At 52.9% G+C, this 18,569-nt stretch carries 7 protein-coding genes and 10 pseudogenes; 11 read left to right on the forward strand and 6 right to left on the reverse strand.

Annotated elements, in window-relative coordinates:
• Positions 1 to 78 precede the first annotated feature (78 nt).
• From araH to ACMZI0_RS04575, 3 pseudogenes are all read right to left on the reverse strand, one after another.
• A pseudogene (gene araH / locus ACMZI0_RS04565) lies at positions 79 to 987 on the reverse strand (L-arabinose ABC transporter permease AraH).
• Between the two features lie 20 nt (positions 988 to 1,007).
• Positions 1,008 to 1,491: pseudogene (locus ACMZI0_RS04570) on the reverse strand (ATP-binding cassette domain-containing protein); the annotation flags it as partial.
• Positions 1,492 to 1,651: 160 nt separating this feature from the next.
• Positions 1,652 to 2,631 (reverse strand): annotated as a pseudogene (locus ACMZI0_RS04575) (arabinose ABC transporter substrate-binding protein).
• A 442-nt stretch (positions 2,632 to 3,073) separates the two neighbouring features.
• Between ACMZI0_RS04575 and ACMZI0_RS04580 the strand changes: the two are divergent.
• The 9 genes and pseudogenes from ACMZI0_RS04580 (at position 3,074) to nth (ending at position 11,574) form a co-directional block, all read left to right on the forward strand.
• Positions 3,074 to 4,756 (forward strand): annotated as a pseudogene (locus ACMZI0_RS04580) (ribulokinase).
• 48 nt (positions 4,757 to 4,804) lie between these two features.
• Positions 4,805 to 6,454, forward strand: a complete 1,650-nt coding sequence (araA, locus tag ACMZI0_RS04585) for an L-arabinose isomerase (protein ID WP_415672104.1) — start codon at positions 4,805 to 4,807, stop codon at positions 6,452 to 6,454.
• Positions 6,455 to 6,653: 199 nt separating this feature from the next.
• Positions 6,654 to 7,195 (forward strand): annotated as a pseudogene (rsxA, locus tag ACMZI0_RS04590) (electron transport complex subunit RsxA).
• A 39-nt stretch (positions 7,196 to 7,234) separates the two neighbouring features.
• Positions 7,235 to 7,630: pseudogene (locus ACMZI0_RS04595) on the forward strand (RnfABCDGE type electron transport complex subunit B); the annotation flags it as partial.
• Positions 7,623 to 8,719 (forward strand): annotated as a pseudogene (gene rsxC / locus ACMZI0_RS04600) (electron transport complex subunit RsxC); the annotation flags it as partial. The pseudogenes ACMZI0_RS04595 and rsxC, both read left to right, overlap by 8 nt.
• Positions 8,720 to 8,746: 27 nt before the next feature.
• Positions 8,747 to 9,586 (forward strand): annotated as a pseudogene (rsxD, locus tag ACMZI0_RS04605) (electron transport complex subunit RsxD); the annotation flags it as partial.
• A gap of 42 nt (positions 9,587 to 9,628) precedes the next feature.
• Positions 9,629 to 10,214 (forward strand): annotated as a pseudogene (gene rsxG, locus ACMZI0_RS04610) (electron transport complex subunit RsxG).
• A gap of 3 nt (positions 10,215 to 10,217) precedes the next feature.
• Complete coding sequence (locus tag ACMZI0_RS04615) at positions 10,218 to 10,922, forward strand: electron transport complex subunit E (protein WP_415672105.1); 705 nt, start codon at positions 10,218 to 10,220, stop codon at positions 10,920 to 10,922.
• Between the two features lie 16 nt (positions 10,923 to 10,938).
• Positions 10,939 to 11,574 carry an endonuclease III gene (nth, locus tag ACMZI0_RS04620; protein WP_415672106.1) on the forward strand — a complete coding sequence of 212 codons (636 nt, stop codon included), beginning with the start codon at positions 10,939 to 10,941 and terminating at the stop codon, positions 11,572 to 11,574.
• A gap of 110 nt (positions 11,575 to 11,684) precedes the next feature.
• On the opposite strand, the gene cysB is transcribed toward nth, so the two are convergent.
• Positions 11,685 to 12,659 carry an HTH-type transcriptional regulator CysB gene (gene cysB, locus ACMZI0_RS04625; protein ID WP_415672107.1) on the reverse strand — a complete coding sequence of 325 codons (975 nt, stop codon included), beginning with the start codon at positions 12,657 to 12,659 and terminating at the stop codon, positions 11,685 to 11,687.
• 318 nt (positions 12,660 to 12,977) lie between these two features.
• Positions 12,978 to 15,575 carry a type I DNA topoisomerase gene (gene topA / locus ACMZI0_RS04630; RefSeq protein ID WP_415672108.1) on the reverse strand — a complete coding sequence of 866 codons (2,598 nt, stop codon included), beginning with the start codon at positions 15,573 to 15,575 and terminating at the stop codon, positions 12,978 to 12,980.
• 536 nt (positions 15,576 to 16,111) lie between these two features.
• Here topA and ACMZI0_RS04635 point away from each other — a divergent pair.
• On the forward strand, positions 16,112 to 16,396 hold the full coding sequence (locus tag ACMZI0_RS04635) for a YciN family protein (RefSeq protein ID WP_415672109.1): 285 nt from the start codon (positions 16,112 to 16,114) through the stop codon (positions 16,394 to 16,396).
• A 51-nt stretch (positions 16,397 to 16,447) separates the two neighbouring features.
• On the opposite strand, the pseudogene sohB reads toward ACMZI0_RS04635, so the two are convergent.
• A pseudogene (gene sohB, locus ACMZI0_RS04640) lies at positions 16,448 to 17,489 on the reverse strand (protease SohB).
• 316 nt (positions 17,490 to 17,805) lie between these two features.
• On the opposite strand from sohB, the gene ACMZI0_RS04645 reads away from it, so the two are divergent.
• Positions 17,806 to 18,567, forward strand: a complete 762-nt coding sequence (locus ACMZI0_RS04645; protein ID WP_415672110.1) for a YciK family oxidoreductase — start codon at positions 17,806 to 17,808, stop codon at positions 18,565 to 18,567.
• The last annotated feature ends 2 nt before the right edge of the window (positions 18,568 to 18,569 follow it).

Below are 18,569 nucleotides of genomic sequence, written 5' to 3' on the forward strand. Positions count from 1 at the left end.
GTGCAATTTGTGACATTGTCACTGCCACCCGACATCCTCTATGGCTGATAGCCCATAAACACCTTATCTCTGCTACTGCTATACAGTTTTCTTCGCCATTTGTTTATAGCGGTCGAAAATCACGGCCGCAAGCAGGATCAAACCACGCACCACGTACTGGGCGAACGGCGAGATATTGAGCAGGTTCATCGCATTTTCTACTGTACCCAGGATCAGCACGCAGGCGGATATCACGATCAGCTCATAACCGATAGAGGTCATCGGCTGCCCACTGGTCATGCGCGATGCCAAGATGATCCCCGCCGCTGCGGATACCAACCCAGACAGGGCAAAATGATGATCTTGGTGCGAACAACTGGCACCCCGGCCAAACGCGCCTCTTCTTCATTACCGCCGATCGCCAGCGTATTATGGCCAAAAGTGGTTTTATTGAGCAGCAAGCCAAACAGAATCATGCACACCACGGTGATCCAAATGGGCGCAGGCAAACCCAGCCAGTTGGCGTAACCAAGCGTAAAGAAACGCTCGTCAACAATCCCCACCGCTTTACCGTCAGAAATGATATATGCCAAACCGCGCGCAATCTGCATGGTGGCAAGCGTGGTGATCAGGGCATTAATTTTGAGCTGTGCAATTACAAAACCGTTGAGCAACCCGAAAGCGACCCCCAGCAGCAAACCGGCACCCACGCCAATCCACAAGCTTTCGGTGAGGTTAATCACTACGGCTGTCGTTACCCCAGCACAAGCAATCACCGAGGCCACTGACAGGTCAAAGTCACCCGAAGCCACAGGCCACCATACCGGACATGGAGATGGCCAGACCCAGCCCTTTCATATTGATGAAGGAGGCGAAGTTGGGCACAAACAGCACACACGCCAGAAACAGCACGGCAAACACCACCAGCATGCCGTAGTTATCCCAAATACGCGACATTCCCCCAGCGCGCTTGTTTTTCTCAGGTGAGGCAGACGTAACCGTTGACATAATTGTATGCTCCTTCGCGTTCACGCGACCACAGAGTTGATTTCGGGAGTTCGTAGCATCGCCAGGCTCAGCGCTTTCTGTTCGCTTGCCTCATCGTGTGAAAGTTCACCCGAAATGGCACCTTCACGCATCACGATGATACGGTCAGCCAGTCCCAGCACTTCGGGTAAATCGCTCGAGGCAAACAGCACCGCGATCCCCTGCTTGGCCAGCGCATAAATCACGTTATAAATCTTATGCTTATCCCCTATGTCAATGCCGCGCGTCGGTTCATCCAGAAGGATCACTTTCATCTCTTCAGAGAGCCAACGACCTAAAATCGCTTTTTGCTGATTGCCGCCGGAAAGATTCATAATCAATGCTGGCGGAAGGGGTTTTGATGTTTAACGCCTGAATCCGGCGCTCTGCATTCTCTTCTTCCCACTGGTTATTAATGACGAACCCGGCTTTGAGACTCTTGCGGCGCGCACTAATGTTGATGTTGTCGCGTACCGAATGCACCGGGAAAAATCTTCCCTATGCCGTGAAACGACAAATAAGGCGACGATGTTGCCATGTCGTTGTGCTCCACACGAGGACACCCTTGCGGGCAAGGGGTCGTCACAGTCATGATTGGGTTACACGATTAACGATGCCGCCTCACACCGAGGCGGCATCACCGTCGTTACATCAAGCCTTTTTTCTTCAACTCTTCTTTGAAGTTTTCACGGGTGATCAGCACCACATCGGTTACTTCGGTGAATTTCTGCGGTTCAACGCCTTTGGTGACCCAGTCATTCAACATCTGAATACTCTTGTAGCCAGCCATGCACGTCCGGGCTTGGCAGCAGCGAGCCATAGAAGCCGGTGGCTTGCCCTTTGGACAATTCATTCACTGCATCTACTACGCCATTGATACCAATACCAATCACGTTGAGGGCTTTAAAGTCCTGACCTTCCGTCGCCCGCACGCCACCGAGCACGGTGTTATCGTTCATACCGACGATCAGCCAGTTTTTCACTTTCGGATGCTGCACCAGCAGCGAGTTGGCGGCATCAAAGGCACCGGAGATATCGTTGGATTTGGTAGGAACCTGATAAATCTGTTTTTCCGGGAAGCCCGCTGCTTTCAGCGCTTCCATCGAACCATAGGTACGACGGCGTGCGGTGTCCAGTTCGTTGGCGGTAATCGCCATCACGCCGGTTTCATCGACTTTCCAGCCGCGTTTGTTCATCTCTTTCCAGAGTTCTTCCCCCTGACGTTCACCGATTTTGGTCGCCGCCATCATCACTAATGGCACCGTATCCATCGGCTCACCTTTTGCGTTGACGAATTGATCGTCCACCGCAATCGTAACTGCGTGCCTTGGCGATAATAGCCGGCCCCAATTTAGGGTCAGGCGTACAGATAACAAACCCTTTCGCTCCGCTGGCCGCCAGGCTATCGATAGCATTCAGCGTTTTTTCGCCATCGGGCACCGCAATTTTGATCACGTCAAAGCCAAGATCTTTTCCGGCCTGATCGGCAAATTTCCATTCAGTTTGAAACCAGGGTTCTTCCGGTTGTTTCACCAGAAACCCCAGCTTAAGATTTTCAGCCATAGCTGATTGTGACATAACTGTCGCCAGTCCAATGGCAGCCAGCACCTTAGTGAATTTATGCATGATGTTCTCCGGTAGGGATTCTCTTTATTTGCAGGTTGCTTACCACAGCCTGCGTTATCACTCTCGGTAAGACACATTCAATCTGGTTAGAGAAAAAACACGGACTTAGTATTTATCCTCCACAGTGCAACATTCAGACGCTGTATTTGTAGCGGGTATTTTGCGCAAGAATCTAGAGCATTATCACATCCCGAAACAATGGCAGGTTTGTGCATAGATTTAGCGAATTTAACCAGCCGTTAACTTTTGATTGATGTCACAAAACCACGACAGGCGGCAGGAAAATGCATACTTCCAGCTAACCTCTCCTCACTCCGTGCTTTTCTGCTGACTATCGTATGTCCATCCGGAATGTGCGTTCCAGCTTATCCCGATCCATGACAACACGCACGTCTAAGCGCGATCCACACCCCCACAGTGACGGAAAAATAGGAGCTGAACGATGAACGCGGGTGCAATAGCAATCGGCCTGGATTTTGGCAGCGATTCAGTACGTGCGCTGGCCGTTGACTGTCAATCTGGATAGGAGTTGGAAACCGAGGTACTACCCCCGGTGGCGGGAAGGACGATATTGTTTACCCGCGGAGAATCAATTTCAGCACCATCCACTCGACTATATAGAAGCATTGGAACAGGCCGTTAAGGTTGTCCTGCAACGGTTGTCGCCTGAGCAACGGTCACAGATCCGCGCTATCGGCGTTGATACCACCGGATCGACCCCCGTCCCCATTGACGAACAAGGCCAGGTATTGGCGCTGCGTCCGGAATTTGCCGACAACCTCAATGCCATGTTTGTACTCTGGAAAGATCACACAGCCATTGAGGAAGAGGAAGCAATCAATACGCTATGCCGCAGCGGTCAATTCCCTGATTACACCAAATATATCGGCGGCGTGTACTCCTCTGAATGGTTCTGGGCCAAGATTTTGCACGTCTCTCGTGCCGACAGCGCCGTTCATCAGGCCGCCGTTTCCTGGATTGAACTGTGTGATTGGGTTCCGGCGTTGCTGTCTGGCACACAAGCGCCGCACCATATCAAACGCGGACGTTGCAGCGCCGGGCATAAATCGCTGTGGCATCCGGAATGGGGCGGCGTGCCGCCAAAAGCGTTTCTCCACGCGCTCGATCCGTTGCTGACCAGCCATTTACAGTATCCGCTGTTCACGGACACCTGGACCGCAGATTTGCCGGTTGGCACCATCACGCCCGAATGGGCGCAGCGACTGGGCGTTCCCACCGACACCATACTTGCCGGTGGCGCCTTTGATTGCCATATGGGGGCCGTGGGCGCAGGCGCACAGCCTTACACATTGGTCAAAGTTATTGGCACTTCCACCTGCGATATCCTGATCGCTGATGAAGCCCGCGTGGGCAATACGTCTGTCGCCGGGATCTGCGGCCAGGTGGACGGCAGCGTAGTGCCAGGTTTTGTCGGTCTGGAAGCGGGACAGTCTGCATTTGGGGATATGTATGCCTGGTTTGGTCGACTGCTGAGCTGGTCGCTACAACTTGCCGCTGAAGAACATTCTGAACTCCAGCCACAGTTGGCGCAAACGCAGGCCCACTTGTTGGAGGCCTTGACCAAACGCTGGGCAGATCATCCTTCCCTCGATCATCTGCCGGTGGTACTGGACTGGTTTAATGGCCGACGCACACCTTTTGCCAATCAACGACTGAAAGGCGTGATTACCGATCTCAACCTCGGCACGGATGTACCCGCGCTGTTTGGCGGCTTTATCGCCGCCACGGCCTTTGGTGCCCGCGCCATCATGGAGTGCTTCGAATCACAGGGAGTGCCGGTGGAAAATCTGCTGGCGTTGAGCTGCATCGCCCGCAAATCCCCCACCATCATGCAAGTGTGCACCGACGTGATGAACCGTCCGTTGCAGGTAGTGGCTTCCGATCAGTGTTGCGCTCTGGGCGCAGCCATCTTCGGGGCTGTGGCCGCCGGGGTACACCCGGACATTCCGACTGCACAGCGCCACATGGCCAGCCGTATATAGAGCGTACATTGACGCCGGATACCGCACGAGTGGCATGCTATCAGGTGCTGTATGAACGTTATCAACAGTGGTGTCGTCTCGCCGAACCTACGTATGCCGCGCAGCGTAAAGCGACAAACTGATCACCGGTTATTTTCCGTTTTCGAAGCTACGTGCAAGCAGGAGTTATCATGGGGAATTTACAACAGCGTGAAGTCTGGTTTGTCATTGGCAGCCAACATCTCTACGGCCCGGAGGCCTTACGTCAGGTAAAAGAAAATGCTGAAAAAGTGGTGCAGGGGCTAAATCAGGATGCCGGACTGCCCGTCAAACTGGTCCTCAAACCGGTCGCCAAATCACCCGACGAAATTCTGGCGCTATGCCGCGACGCCAACTATCAGGATAGCTGTATCGGTTTACTGGTGTGGTTGCACACCTTCTCTCCCGCAAAAATGTGGATCGCCGGACTGAGCGTGTTAACCAAACCGCTGATGCAGTTCCACACCCAGTTTAATGCGGAAATCCCCTGGGACACCATGGACATGGATTTCATGAACCTGAACCAGACCGCGCACGGCGGGCGTGAATTCGGGTTTATCGGCGCACGTATGCGCCAATCGCATCAGGTCGCGGTCGGCCACTGGAAAGATAAAAACGCCCATCAGAGCATTGCCAAATGGATGCGCGTCTCCACCGCCATCGAGGAAAGCAAACAGCTTAAAGTGGCGCGTTTTGGCGATAACATGCGTGAAGTGGCGGTGACCGAAGGGGATAAAGTCGGTGCACAAATCCAGTTTGGTTATTCCGTCAGCGCCTGGGGACTGGGCGATCTCGCCGGCGAAGTGGATGCGGTCACTAAAGGGGATATTGACGCGCTGATCGAGGAGTATGAAGCCAGCTACCTGTTGACTGATACAGTGAAACTGAATGGTCCTAACCGCCAAAACCTGTTGGATGCTGCGCAAATTGAACTGGGGCTTACCAGTTTTCTGGAAAAAAGCGGTTACCGCGCTTTCACCACCGATTTTGAAAACCTCTACGGCCTCAAGCAGTTGCCGGGTCTGTCGGTGCAACGTCTAATGCAAAAAGGCTACGGTTTTGATGGTGAAGGCGATTGGAAAATGGCGGCACTGCTGCGCATCATGAAGGTGATGGCGGAAGGGTTGCTGGGCGGGACCTCATTTATGGAAGATTACACCTACCATTTCGTCCCCGGTAACAATCTAGTGGTGGGCTCCCATATGCTGGAAGTGTGTCCGAGCATCGCCAAAGAGACGAAACCGATACTGGATGCACAGCATCTGGGCATCGGCGGCAAAGCCGACCCTGCTCGCCTGATTTTCTCCACGCCAGCGGGCCCGGCGCTTAATGCCAGCGTAATAGATATGGGCGATCGCTTCCGTATGTTGGTCAACGTGGTAGACACCATCGAACAGCCGCACCCATTGCCCAAACTGCCCGTCGCGCGGGCTATCTGGCAAGCCCAGCCATCGCTGGAAGAAGCCGCCGAAGCGTGGATTCTGGCGGGCGGAGCGCACCATACCGTATTCAGCCAGGCGTTGGATCTTGATTACCTGCGGCTTTATGCCGAAATGAATCACATTGAACTGCTGGTGATCGATAATGAAACCCGCATTCCGGCATTCAAAGACTCTCTGCGCTGGAATGATATGTACAACCTCGAAAAACTCTACGATCATCTAAATTATTCGCTGACTGATAATAAGGAGATTATCAATATGTCCCGCGCCGCCGATCATCGTCGCGCTGAGCTTTCTGCCGGCGGAAAGCTGTTCGATCTCGGTTGTATTCCCAAATCTGTCTGGCGTTTCGTGCTTTAATTCCCGGCAACGGGGCATTTCCTGTACGACCTGTTGATGTTCGCCTTGAGTTCCTGACCCAAAAGGCTTTAACTGTGACGATTTACCCCGCCAACTGCGGGGTAAATATCCGCTTTTGGTGAATATCCCTATTTTGGGTGTGTTGTCGAAAGCCTTACAATGCCGGATAATAGTCCGGTTTTGTTTTTTAGGCATTGTAATGACCGACTATCTGCTTCTTTTCGTCAGCACGCTGCTGGTAAACAATTTTGTTCTGGTGAAATTTCTCGGGCTTTGTCCTTTTATGGGCGTGTCCAAGAAACTGGAAACCGCCATTGGTATGGGGTTGGCAACAACCTTCGTGATGACGCTCGGCTCGATGTTTTCCTGGCTGGTGAACGAGTACGTTTTGCTGCCGCTGGGAATTGTCTATCTGCGCACCATGGCATTTATTCTGATACTGGCGGTCGTGGTGCAGTTCACCGAACTGGCCGTGCGGAAAACCAGTCCTGAGCTCTATCGACTGCTGGGGATTTTCCTTCCGTTGATCACCACCAACTGTGCCGTACTGGGTGTTGCGTTACTCAACGTCAACCTGTCACACAATTTTTTGCAATCGACGGTTTATGGTTTCAGCGCCGCCGCCGGGTTCTCACTGGTAATGGTCTTATTCGCTGCCATTCGTGAGCGCATCGCCGTGTCGGATGTGCCTGCGCCGTGTCGCTCGCGTTTGTGGGCTTTACCGGGTTGGTGAAATTCTAATGAATGCCATTTGGATTGCGATTGCCGCGTTGTGTGCTGGAAGCCGTGGCATTGCACGGCGAGCAGATCAATAAATGTGGCCCCGGCGGTGAGGCCATGATGTTGAAGCTGGCCGAGAAACTCAATATTGACCCACAGCCGCTCGATGGCGACGCGCCCGATCTGCAACCAGCGCTGAAAGTCGCCTGGATCGACGAAAGCAACTGCATCGGCTGCACCAAATGTATTCAAGCCTGCCCAGTTGATGCCATTATCGGCACTATCCGCGCAATGCATACCGTGGTCAGCGATCTCTGTACCGGCTGTCACCTCTGTGTCGCCCCTTGCCCGACAGACTGTATTGAACTGCGCCCGGTAGCCACCACGACGTCCAACTGGAAATGGGATCTCGAAACCATTCCGGTTCGCCTTATCCAAGTAGAACATCATGCTTAAGCTGTTAAACCTGTTTCGCAAAGAGAGCATTTGGGATTTCAACGGCGGCATCCATCCGCCGGAGATGAAAACCCAGTCCAGCCGTGTGCCGATGCGTCACATTTCGCTGCCGGAACAGTTTATTATTCCGCTCAAACAGCATTTTGGCCCGGAAGGCGAACTCTGTGTGAAAGTCGGCGATCGCGTGCTGCGCGGCCAACCCCTGACGCGCGGCACTGGACGTATGCTGCCCGTACACGCACCGACCTCCGGTACCGTACACGCCATCCGTCCCCACATGACGGCGCACCGCCGGAGTTAAGTATTATCATTATTCCTGACGGCGACGATCGCTGGTGCGATCGCGAGCGCTTTCCTGACTATCAGCAGCATTCGGTAGAAACCCTGCTGACACATTTGCATCAGGCGGGTATCGCAGGCCTGGGCGGCGCGGGTTTCCCCACCTCGGCTAAACTCAAAGGTGGACTGCGCGGTATTGCGACGTTAATTATCAATGCCGCCGAATGTGAACCCTACATCACCGCCGACGACAGGCTGATGCAAGAGTACGCCGAGGAGATTGTGCAAGGGATTGAGATCCTGATGCATTTGCTTGCGCCTGAACGTACCTTGATCGGCATTGAAGATAATAAGCCGGAGGCCATTCAGGCGCTGCATCAGGTACTGGCAGGGCGCGCTGACATCCGACTGCGCGTCATTCCCACCAAATACCCTTCCGGAGGCGCTAAGCAGCTCACCAAGATTTTGACCGGCAAAGAAGTGCCGTTTGGCAAACACTCCGCCTCCATCGGTGTGTTGATGCAAAACGTGGGCACCGCTTATGCCATCAAACGCGCGGTGATCGACGGAGAAGCCTTAACGGAACGCGTGGTGACGCTGACGGGAGAAGCGCTGCGTCAACCGGGCAATGTCTGGGCACGCCTCGGTACGCCGGTGCGCCATTTGCTCAAGCAAGCCGGATTTCATGCCGAAAACAAAACTCCGATGGTGATCATGGGCGGGCCGCTTATGGGCTTTACCCTGCCCGCGCTTGACGTTCCTATTGTCAAAATCAGCAACTGTATTCTTGCTCCGTCAGTGAGCGAAATGCAATGTACCGGAGGCGGAACACGTCCCACACTGGCAGATCAATCCGCTCTGCTGACCGCTATTCTGCTCGGTGTTAGCCCTGCCGCCTTTAGCCCCCTGGTGGATGGTGGTGTTGGCAACATTTTTCGCCATCGTGATTGCCAAACAGCTTTACGGCGGACTGGGCAACAACCCGTTTAACCCCGCGATGGTGGGCTATGTGGTGCTGTTAATCTCGTTCCCGGTGCAAATGACCAGTTGGCTCCCCCCAACAACGTTGCAGATAACGCCAGTCACCTTCATCGATGCATTACAGGTCATTTTCACTGGACAGACCCATTCAGGCTCGCATATTCAGGGATTGATACAGGACATTGACAGCATTACCCAGGCCACGCCGTTAGACGGATTTAAAACCGGCCTGTGCGCAAGAGAAACGCCCGAGCAAGTGCTGCAACACCCGATCTTCGCTGAAAGTCTGGCGGGTGTAGGCTGGCAATGGGTCAATATCGGTTATCTGCTAGGCGGTATCATTCTATTGCTGACACGTACCATTCGTTGGCACATTCCCGCCAGCATAATCTTTTCCCTGATGCTGTGCGCCACGCTTGGCTGGCTAGTGTCGCCGGAAAAAGCCGCTCCGCCACTGTTACACCTGTTCTCCGGTGCGACGATGCTCGGTGCCTTTTTCATTGCAACCGATCCGGTGACCACCTCCACCACCAACAAAGGACGCTTAGTGTTTGGTGCACTGATTGGGCTGCTGGTGTGGCTGATTCGTATCTACGGCGGCTATCCTGCATCGTGTTTGCGGTATTGCTGGCGAATATCACGGTGCCGCTCATCGATTACTTTACCCAGCCACGCGCCTATGGCCATCGTCGATAAGGAAATACCATGATCAGTACGATGTGACGCCACGCGACGACACTGGCGCTGTTTGCTGCCTTGACCACGGGCTTAACCGCAGTGGTAAATACCCTGACCAAACCCACCATCGCTCATCAAACGCAGTTGCAGCAAAAAGCGCTGTTGGATCAGGTGATTCCTCCCGATATTTACAACAACAACATTTTACAAGAATGTTACCTTGTCACCGATGAAGCGCTAGGCAGCGCGACACCTGTATATTGCACGCAAAGGCGATGCACTGGTGGCGGCAGCCGTTGAATCCAGCGCGCCGGATGGCTATTCCGGGGCCATTCATCTGCTGATAGGGACCGATTTCCATGGTAAGGTGCTAGGGGTGCGCGTGACGGAGCACCACGAAACGCCGGGCCTGGGTGATAAAATTGATCTCCGGGTATCAGATTGGATAACCCGTTTTACTGGACGGACAGTGCAAGGTGTCGACGATCGCCAATGGGCCGTTAAAAAGGATGGTGGCGATTACGATCAGTTTACCGGTGCCACCATTACGCCCCGAGCGGTGGTAAACGCAACCAAACGCACGGCACTTTTTATGCAGACAATCCCGGCGCGCTTAACCACGTTACCGAATTGTGGAGCGGAATAATAAATGAGTGAAGTAAAACATCTTCTGGCCCAGGGGCTATGGAAAAACAACTCAGAGCTGGTGCAACTCCTGGGTATGTGCCCACTGCTGGCTGTCACCTCGACCGCAACCAACGCCCTAGGGTTGGGGCTGGCAACGACCCTGGTGCTGACCTGTACCAATGCAGCGATTTCCGCCATGCGCCGCTGGGTGCCGTCAGAAATCCGCATACCTATTTATGTGATGATTATCGCGGCCGTAGTCAGCTCAGTGGAGATGTTGATCAACGCCTACGCCTATGGTTTGTATCAATCGCTGGGTATTTTTATTCCGCTGATCGTCACCAACTGTCTGGTCATTGGTCGCGCAGAAGCCTATGCTGCGCAAAATCCCGTCGCCCTCTCGGCGCTGGACGGTTTCGCGATGGGAATGGGAGCAACCTGTACCATGTTCGTTCTGGGTTCCCTGCGTGAATTGCTGGGTAACGGTACCCTGTTTGACGTCGCAGATTTGCTGCTAGGCAATTGGGCTAAAGTGTTGCGCATTGAAGTGATCCACGTCGATACACCTTTCTTGCTGGCGATGCTTCCACCCGGTGCGTTTATCGGCCTGGCGCTGTTGCTTGCAGCCAAGTATCTGATTGACGAAAGAATGAAGCTCCGCCGCGCCATCAGCGAAGCGAAACAGAGCTCCACGGCTATCACTAACCTGACTGGGACAGCACAATAATCATAAGGATAAGACGATGAACAAGGAAAAACGCGGTGAAATCCTGCGTCGTCTGCGCGACGCTAATCCGCATCCAACCACCGAGTTATCATTTAATACGTCGTTCGAACTGTTGATTGCCGTGCTGCTGGCAGCACAGGCAACGGACGTCAGCGTCAATAAAGCAACGGCTAAGCTCTATCCTGTCGCCAACACCCCCGAAGCCTTGTTGGCCCTTGGCGTCGACGGCGTGAAAGAATACATCCGAACCATTGGCCTATTTAACAACAAGGCAGAAAACATTATCAAGACCTGTCGTATCCTGTTAGAGAAACACCAAGGCCAGGTGCCGGAAAATCGCGAAGCGCTGGAAGCGCTGCCCGGCGTAGGGCGCAAGACGGCCAACGTGGTGTTAAACACCGCCTTTGGTTGGCCCACCATCGCCGTAGACACCCATATTTTTCGCGTCTGCAACCGTACCGGTTTCGCGCCGGGGAAAAATGTCGATGCGGTAGAAGAGAAACTACCGAAGGTCGTCCCGGCCGAGTTCAAAATAGACTGCCATCACTGGCTGATCCTGCATGGGCGGTACACCTGCATCGCCCGTAAACCGCGCTGCGGCTCTTGCCTGATTGAAGATCTGTGCGAATTCGGTGACAAAGTTTACGCCTGACAGGTGGCATAACACCGTTCTAAAATTCACCCAGCAATCGCCTTCACAACGCCAGGCGTATAGGCAAACTGACGGCGGCTAAATGCCGCCGTTGTTGCGTGATAGCCCTGTTATTTCACCGGCAACGTTATGTCCTTGAACATGGCCTCTATTTCTTCATTCGAACGCAACGCAATGGCAGAATCCACCACATCGCGTGTCAAATGCGGCGCGAAGCGTTGGATAAAATCATACATATAACTGCGCAGGAAGGTGCTACGGCGGAACCCGATCTTAGTGGTGCTGTAGCTGAAAATGCTGTTGGCGTTAATGGTCACCAGATCGGTTTCCGTACGCGGATCGACAGCCATGTTGGCGATTACGCCAACGCCTAATCCCAGACGTACATAGGTTTTGATCACGTCTGCGTCCGTGGCAGTAAAGACGATGCGCGGTGTCAGCCCTGCGCGGTTAAAGGCGGTATCCAACTCCGAGCGGCCGGTAAAACCAAAGGTATAGGTAACAATGGGATACGCTGCCAGTTCTTCGATGGAGATGTCTTTTTTCGTCGCCAGCGGATGATCGGGCTTCACCACCACCGCACGATTCCAGTGGTAGCACGGCAGCATGATCAAATCGTCATACAGGTGCAGCGCCTCAGTTGCAATGGCAAAATCTGCCGTCCCTTTTGCCACGGCTTCCGCTATCTGCGTCGGCGACCCCTGATGCATATGCAGCGAAACACGGGGATAGCGCTCAATAAATCCTTTGATAACATCTGGCAGTGCATAGCGAGCCTGAGTATGCGCAGTCGCCACATAGATCGAACCTTTATCGGGATAGGTGTGTTCTCCTGCCACTGCCTTGATAGCATCCACTTTGGAGAGTACTTCCCGGGCAATACGCACGACTTCCTGACCTGCAGGCGTTACCTGGGTAAGGTGCTTGCCGCTGCGCGCAAAAATTTGAATTCCCAGCTCATCTTCCAGCATTCTCACCTGTTTACTGATCCCCGGCTGTGAGGTGTACAAACCTTCAGCCGTTGAGGAAACATTCAGGTTATGATTAACAACTTCAACGATATAACGAAGCTGTTGCAGTTTCATATGTCATCCCATGTTATTGAGCATGTGCATCAGGCACGAATAAATTATCTACCGTTGCTTTACTTTCCATGACGCCGCAACGCTTGCAACGCGATGAAAAGCAGGCGGTTATTTCATCAGATTAAGGTCATTTAATCATAAAAAATATTTTTATATAACTATTATCTTTTCATAGATAAAAATAGATCCCTCAACGCGAGCTGCGTTGCCGCTCATTCTAGCTCGCAGCAACATTATCCTCTCGGCTAGATCGCTATCTTCCTACCCAGATCAAAAAAGCCAGCCCAAAAGGCTGGCTTTTATTCACAATGCAGCGAATTATTTTTTCTCAGGGGTCCATTTGCCATCAACATAGAAGGCAGACCAACCTGTCGCCTTGCCGTTTTTCTCCGAAGCAACGTATTGCTGCTTGGTTTTACGACTAAAACGCACCACCGCTTTATTGCCTTCGGCATCTTCCTGCGGCGCATCCGCCAGATAACGCAGTTTTTCCGGTAGACGATCGCGGAAGCGCACCAGTTCTTCTACCAACGGCGCACGGGTTTCGCGCGATTTCGGGAAGGTGTTGGCGGCCAGAAACACCCCTGCCGCACCGTCACGCAGGACGAAATAGGCATCAGATTTCTCGCATGGCAACTCGGGCAATGGAACCGGATCTTCTTTCGGTGGTGCTACCTCACCATTACGCAAAATCTTACGGGTGTTGGTACAGGTTTCATTGGTGCATGCCATGTATTTACCGAAACGCCCCATTTTCAGGTGCATGTCTGAACCACATTTGTCGCACTCAACCACCGGGCCATCATACCCTTTGATACGAAACTCACCGTTTTCGATCTCATAGCCATCACAAGCCGGGTTATTCCCGCACACGTGCAACTTGCGCTGGTTATCGATCAGATAGCTGTCCATGGCAGTACCGCATTTGCCACAACGACGGCGCGCACGCAACGCATTGGTTTCCGCCTCATCCCCTTCCAGCACGTTCAACACTTCAGCTTCAGGAATCAGGTTGATGGTGGTTTTGCAACGCTCTTTTGGCGTCAACGCATAACCGGAACAGCCGAGAAACACGCCAGTGCTGGCGATACGAATCCCCATCTTACGCCCACAGATGGGGCAATCGATGGTGGTCAGCACCATGGCATTCGGGCGCATGCCGCCCGCTTCCGGATCCATTTCCGCTTTTTCCAACTGTTGGCTGAATTCAGCGAAGAACTCATCCAGCACCCCTTTCCATTCCGCCTGATTATTGGCAACCTGGTCGAGGCTGCTTTCCATACGCGCGGTAAAATTGTAATTCATCAGCTCACGGAAGTTTTCTTCCAGACGATCGGTAACGATTTCCCCCATTTTTTCCGCGTAGAAGCGACGGTTTTCAACGCGCACATAGCCACGATCCAGGATCGTGGAAATAATAGATGCATAAGTGGACGGACGACCGATACCGCGTTTTTCCAGCTCTTTGACCAACGAGGCATCGCTATAGCGGGCAGGCGGTTTGGTAAAGTGTTGGCTCGGCAGCAGTTTATCCAGATTCATCACCTCGCCCACAGCAACCGTTGGCAGCGTGCGATCCTCATCACCTTTGCGTAGGGCAGGCATCACTTTGGTCCAGCCATCAAAGCGCAGAGTGCGCCCTTTGGCGCGCAGTTGATAGCCTTCTGCGTTTACCAGCAGCGTGGTGGAGTCATATTTGGCCGATGTCATTTGGCACGCAACGAACTGACGCCAGATCAACTGATAAAGTTTCTGCGCATCGGCTTCCATATCTTTATCTTTTAACGCGTCAGCCAGCACCGCGACATCAGAAGGACGGATCGCTTCGTGCGCTTCCTGGGAGTTTTCTTTACTGCTGTAAAGATTCGCGCTCTCAGGCAGATAAGCTTTACCAAAGTTGGACGTAATGTAGTCGCGCGCCATGGTCAGCGCATCCTGACTCAGGTTGGTTGAGTCGGTACGCATATAGGTGATGTAGCCCGCTTCATAGAGACGCTGCGCCATCATCATGGTTTTTTTCACGCCAAACCCTAACCGGGTACTCGCCGCTTGTTGCAGCGTGGAGGTAATAAAAGGTGCTCCCGGTTTACTGCTGGTGGGCTTGTCTTCTCGCTCGGCGACCACATAGCGCGCAGTCTCCAGCACGCTAACGGCGGCAGCGGTTTGCGCCTTATTGACAGGCTTGAACGGTTTGCCATCAAAATGCGTCACCTGCATTTGCAGCGCGGCACTTTGCGTCAACAAATCTGCATGCAATTCCCAGTACTCTTCCGGGATAAACGCTTTGATTTCGCGCTCGCGCTCCACCAACAAACGCACCGCCACAGACTGCACGCGACCGGCAGAAAGGCCACGGGCGATTTTTTTCCACAACAGCGGAGAAACCATATACCCCACGACACGGTCCATAAAGCGCCGCGCTTGCTGCGCGTTAACCCTGTCGATATTTAATTTATCTGGCTTTTCAAAAGCCTGCTTGATGGCGTTCTTGGTGATTTCATTAAACACCACGCGGCTAAAACGCCCCTCGTCACCACCAATGATTTCCCGCAGGTGCCAGGCAATGGCTTCCCCTTCGCGGTCAAGGTCGGTTGCGAGATAGACGTGGTCAGCATTGGCCGCCAGCGTTTTCAGTTCAGAAACGACTTTCTCTTTGCCGGGTAATATCTCGTAATCAGCTTTCCAGCCGTGGTAAGGATCTACCCCCATACGATTGACCAGCGCGGTGCGCTCATCTTTTTTGCCGGCTTTTTTGGCTTTACCTGGCTCAGCACTCTTCTTCGCTGCAGCAGAACCACTGGTCGGCAAATCACGCACATGACCGACGCTCGATTTCACCACGTAGTCATTGCCCAGATATTTGTTGATTGTTTTGGCTTTGGCCGGGGACTCAACTATGACGAGAGCTTTACCCATTGTATTGTTACCTACCGAATGCTTCAAATTAACGTGTTGTTGAGGGCGTCTGGTCCCTTTTTCAAGGGGCGTATACGTCATTCATTCTCTACCGCTACGCCTGTACGCGTACTTCCAGCTTCACTGGGTGGAGGTTCAAGATTACGTAACGGTTAATAAACTATTTCATAACCACATGACCATCCACTTCATAACCACATGACCATCCACGTTTTTTTTGCTGTAATGGCGGTTAACTGCCCGCGATGCCGCTAACGCTCGTGCGACACCGTAAAGAATTTTTTCCGCTTAACGATACAAAATCCCACACTCTACCTGATAAATGCCGCCACGCAACCTAATTAGCATGGAAACGCGGTTTTCGCCAAACCATACTGCTAACCACTATCGGCAAAAATCGTCGCCGACTTCAGAAGAATTACCTTGTCTTATCAACCTGTTTTCAGACATTCAGGAAAAAAAACGCAAAAAAGCACAAGCGAATCCCGCCGAGCAGGCGTTAGAATACGCTCATTGGTTTCAGTTGGAGTAACACCATGTCGGACAACGTGACTATTACCTCAGAGAAAAGCACCGCAGAGAAGACTCCTATCGCTCGCCAGACCTTGCTGGAAGAAGCTAACCGATTGATTCAGAACTATAATGACTATCTGCACGGAATGATTGCCACAGATGTCGATCAGAAAAACGGCATTCTGGTGTTCAAAGGGGATTACTTTCTGGATGACAACGGCCTGCCGACATTAAAAACCACCGCAGTGTTTAACATGTTCAAGCATTTGGCCCATGAGCTGTCAGAAAAATACGTGCTGATAGATTAAGCGGAAAATCCCTGTACGCGGAGTGTCGCACCGCGCACAGGGATAAGAGCATTAAACGAAAGGATGGCTGCCCCGTTGCCACCAACGCAGCAGTAAGCGTTCTGCGGAATTACCCGCGTTTCCCATGATTTTGTCCAACAGACGCTTGCGGCGCGTATAACGCACGCTGAGCACTTCATGCGTAGCGATTTCATGGATCAGCAAATCGTCGCTGGTACCAATATCATCCACCAGCCCTAACGTTTGGGCCTGGGTACCAAACCAGTGTTCGCCCGTAGCGGTTTTATCAATGTCCAGCGTAGGACGCATCTCTTTGACAAACTGCTTAAACAGACCGTGAGTGACGTTCAGTTCTTCTCGAAATTTTTCACACCCCTGCTCGGTGTTTTCACCAAACAGCGTCAGAGTGCGCTTATATTCCCCGGCAGTATGCGGTTCCACATCGATATCGTTGTTTTTCAGCAAGCGATTGAAGTTGGGGATCTGAGCGACTACGCCGATGGAACCGATGATGGCAAACGGCGCGGCCACAATGCGATCGGCCACGCACGCCATCATATACCCCCCACTGGCTGCGACCTTGTCCACTACTACGGTCAACCGTATACCGCCGTCGCGCAAACGTTGCAACTGGGAGGCAGCCAACCCGTAACCGTGCACCACACCGCCGGGGCTTTCCAGACGTAACAGTACTTCATCCTGCGGCGTTGCCACCGCCAGCACCGCAGACACTTCCTCACGCAACGCACTGACTTCGCCTGCGTCCATGCTGCCGTTGAAATCCAATACGTAAAGGCGCGGTTTTCACCACTTTCTCATCGCCGCGCTTGGCACGCAGTTTTTCTTCTTTCGCGGCAGCCTTGTCCTCTTTGCGCTTTGCGACCAGTTTGCGCTCTGCATCACTCATGCAGGTGTCACGCATTTCATTTTGCATTTCGCGATACTGTTCGCCCAGGTTCATCACCTGCAACTCTCCTTTGCGCGGGCGTTTTCGTTGCGTTACGCCAAAGGTCAACACGACCAGTGCGCCAATGGCCAGCACTATCGTGACTACTTTTGCCAGAAATAAGCCGTACTGAGAAAGCAATTCCACAAATAACGTCCCTCGTTTACTGAGTCATATCATGACGCCGCCGATGTTTGCCTGCGCAGTCGCCCGCGACACACCACACCATCATACCGCTCGCTTTACGCCACTCCACGGTTTTTCATCAAACCGGCGCGAGAGCAAAAAGACAGCCTAACGTATGGCGTGAAATATGGCGATGTTATTCATGGGTTTTTTACACCTGTTGCTGTTTTTTACCGCAGCGACGCCAGAATGCGCCCGGCGCGCATTGAATTCACAGACTCATTGAGGCATAACTGCCGTTACGTCTTATTGTTCGCGGCGTGAAGAGGAAAGCACCGTGCATTATCAACCCATGAATGACCTTCTCAAACATCGCCTGATTCTGGTGACGGGCGCGGGCGACGGTATCGGGCGCGAAGCCGCCCTCACCTACGCGCGCCACGGCGCACGGCTGGTACTGCTAGGGCGTACTGAGCGTAAACTACACGATGTACAGGCTGAGATTCTGCGAGAGACAGGGACACAATCGTTGATTGTACCCTGCGATTTATTGACAGTGACTAACCAGGAGTGCGCGGTATTGGCAGCCAATCTGGAAAAACAGATACCGCGTCTCGATAGTGTGTTACATAACGCAGGACTGCTGGGAGATATCGCGCCCATTACGGAGCAACATCCGGCAATCTGGCATCAGGTGATGCAAGTCAATGTTAACGCGACCTTTATGCTAACTCAGGCACTGTTACCTCTGTTGCTAAAAGCTGCCAGCCCTTCTCTGGTGTTCACCAGTTCCAGTGTGGGCCGCGTAGGCCGCGCCGAATGGGGAGCCTATTCCGTTTCCAAATTTGCGACCGAAGGACTAATGCAGGTATTGGCCGATGAGTATCGCAACCAGCATTTGCGGGTCAACTGTATCAATCCGGGTGGCACGCGCACCGCGATGCGCGCCAGCGCATTCCCGGAAGAAGACCCTAATCACCCCAAAACCCCGGCCGATATTATGCCGCTCTACCTTTATTTAATGGGCGATGACAGCAAACGCAAAATCGGCATGAGTTTCGATGCACAGCCCGGAAGAAAGCCTGGCCTGGCAGCTTGATG

The organism is Symbiopectobacterium sp. (assembly GCF_047692315.1).
Lineage (GTDB): Bacteria > Pseudomonadota > Gammaproteobacteria > Enterobacterales > Enterobacteriaceae > Symbiopectobacterium.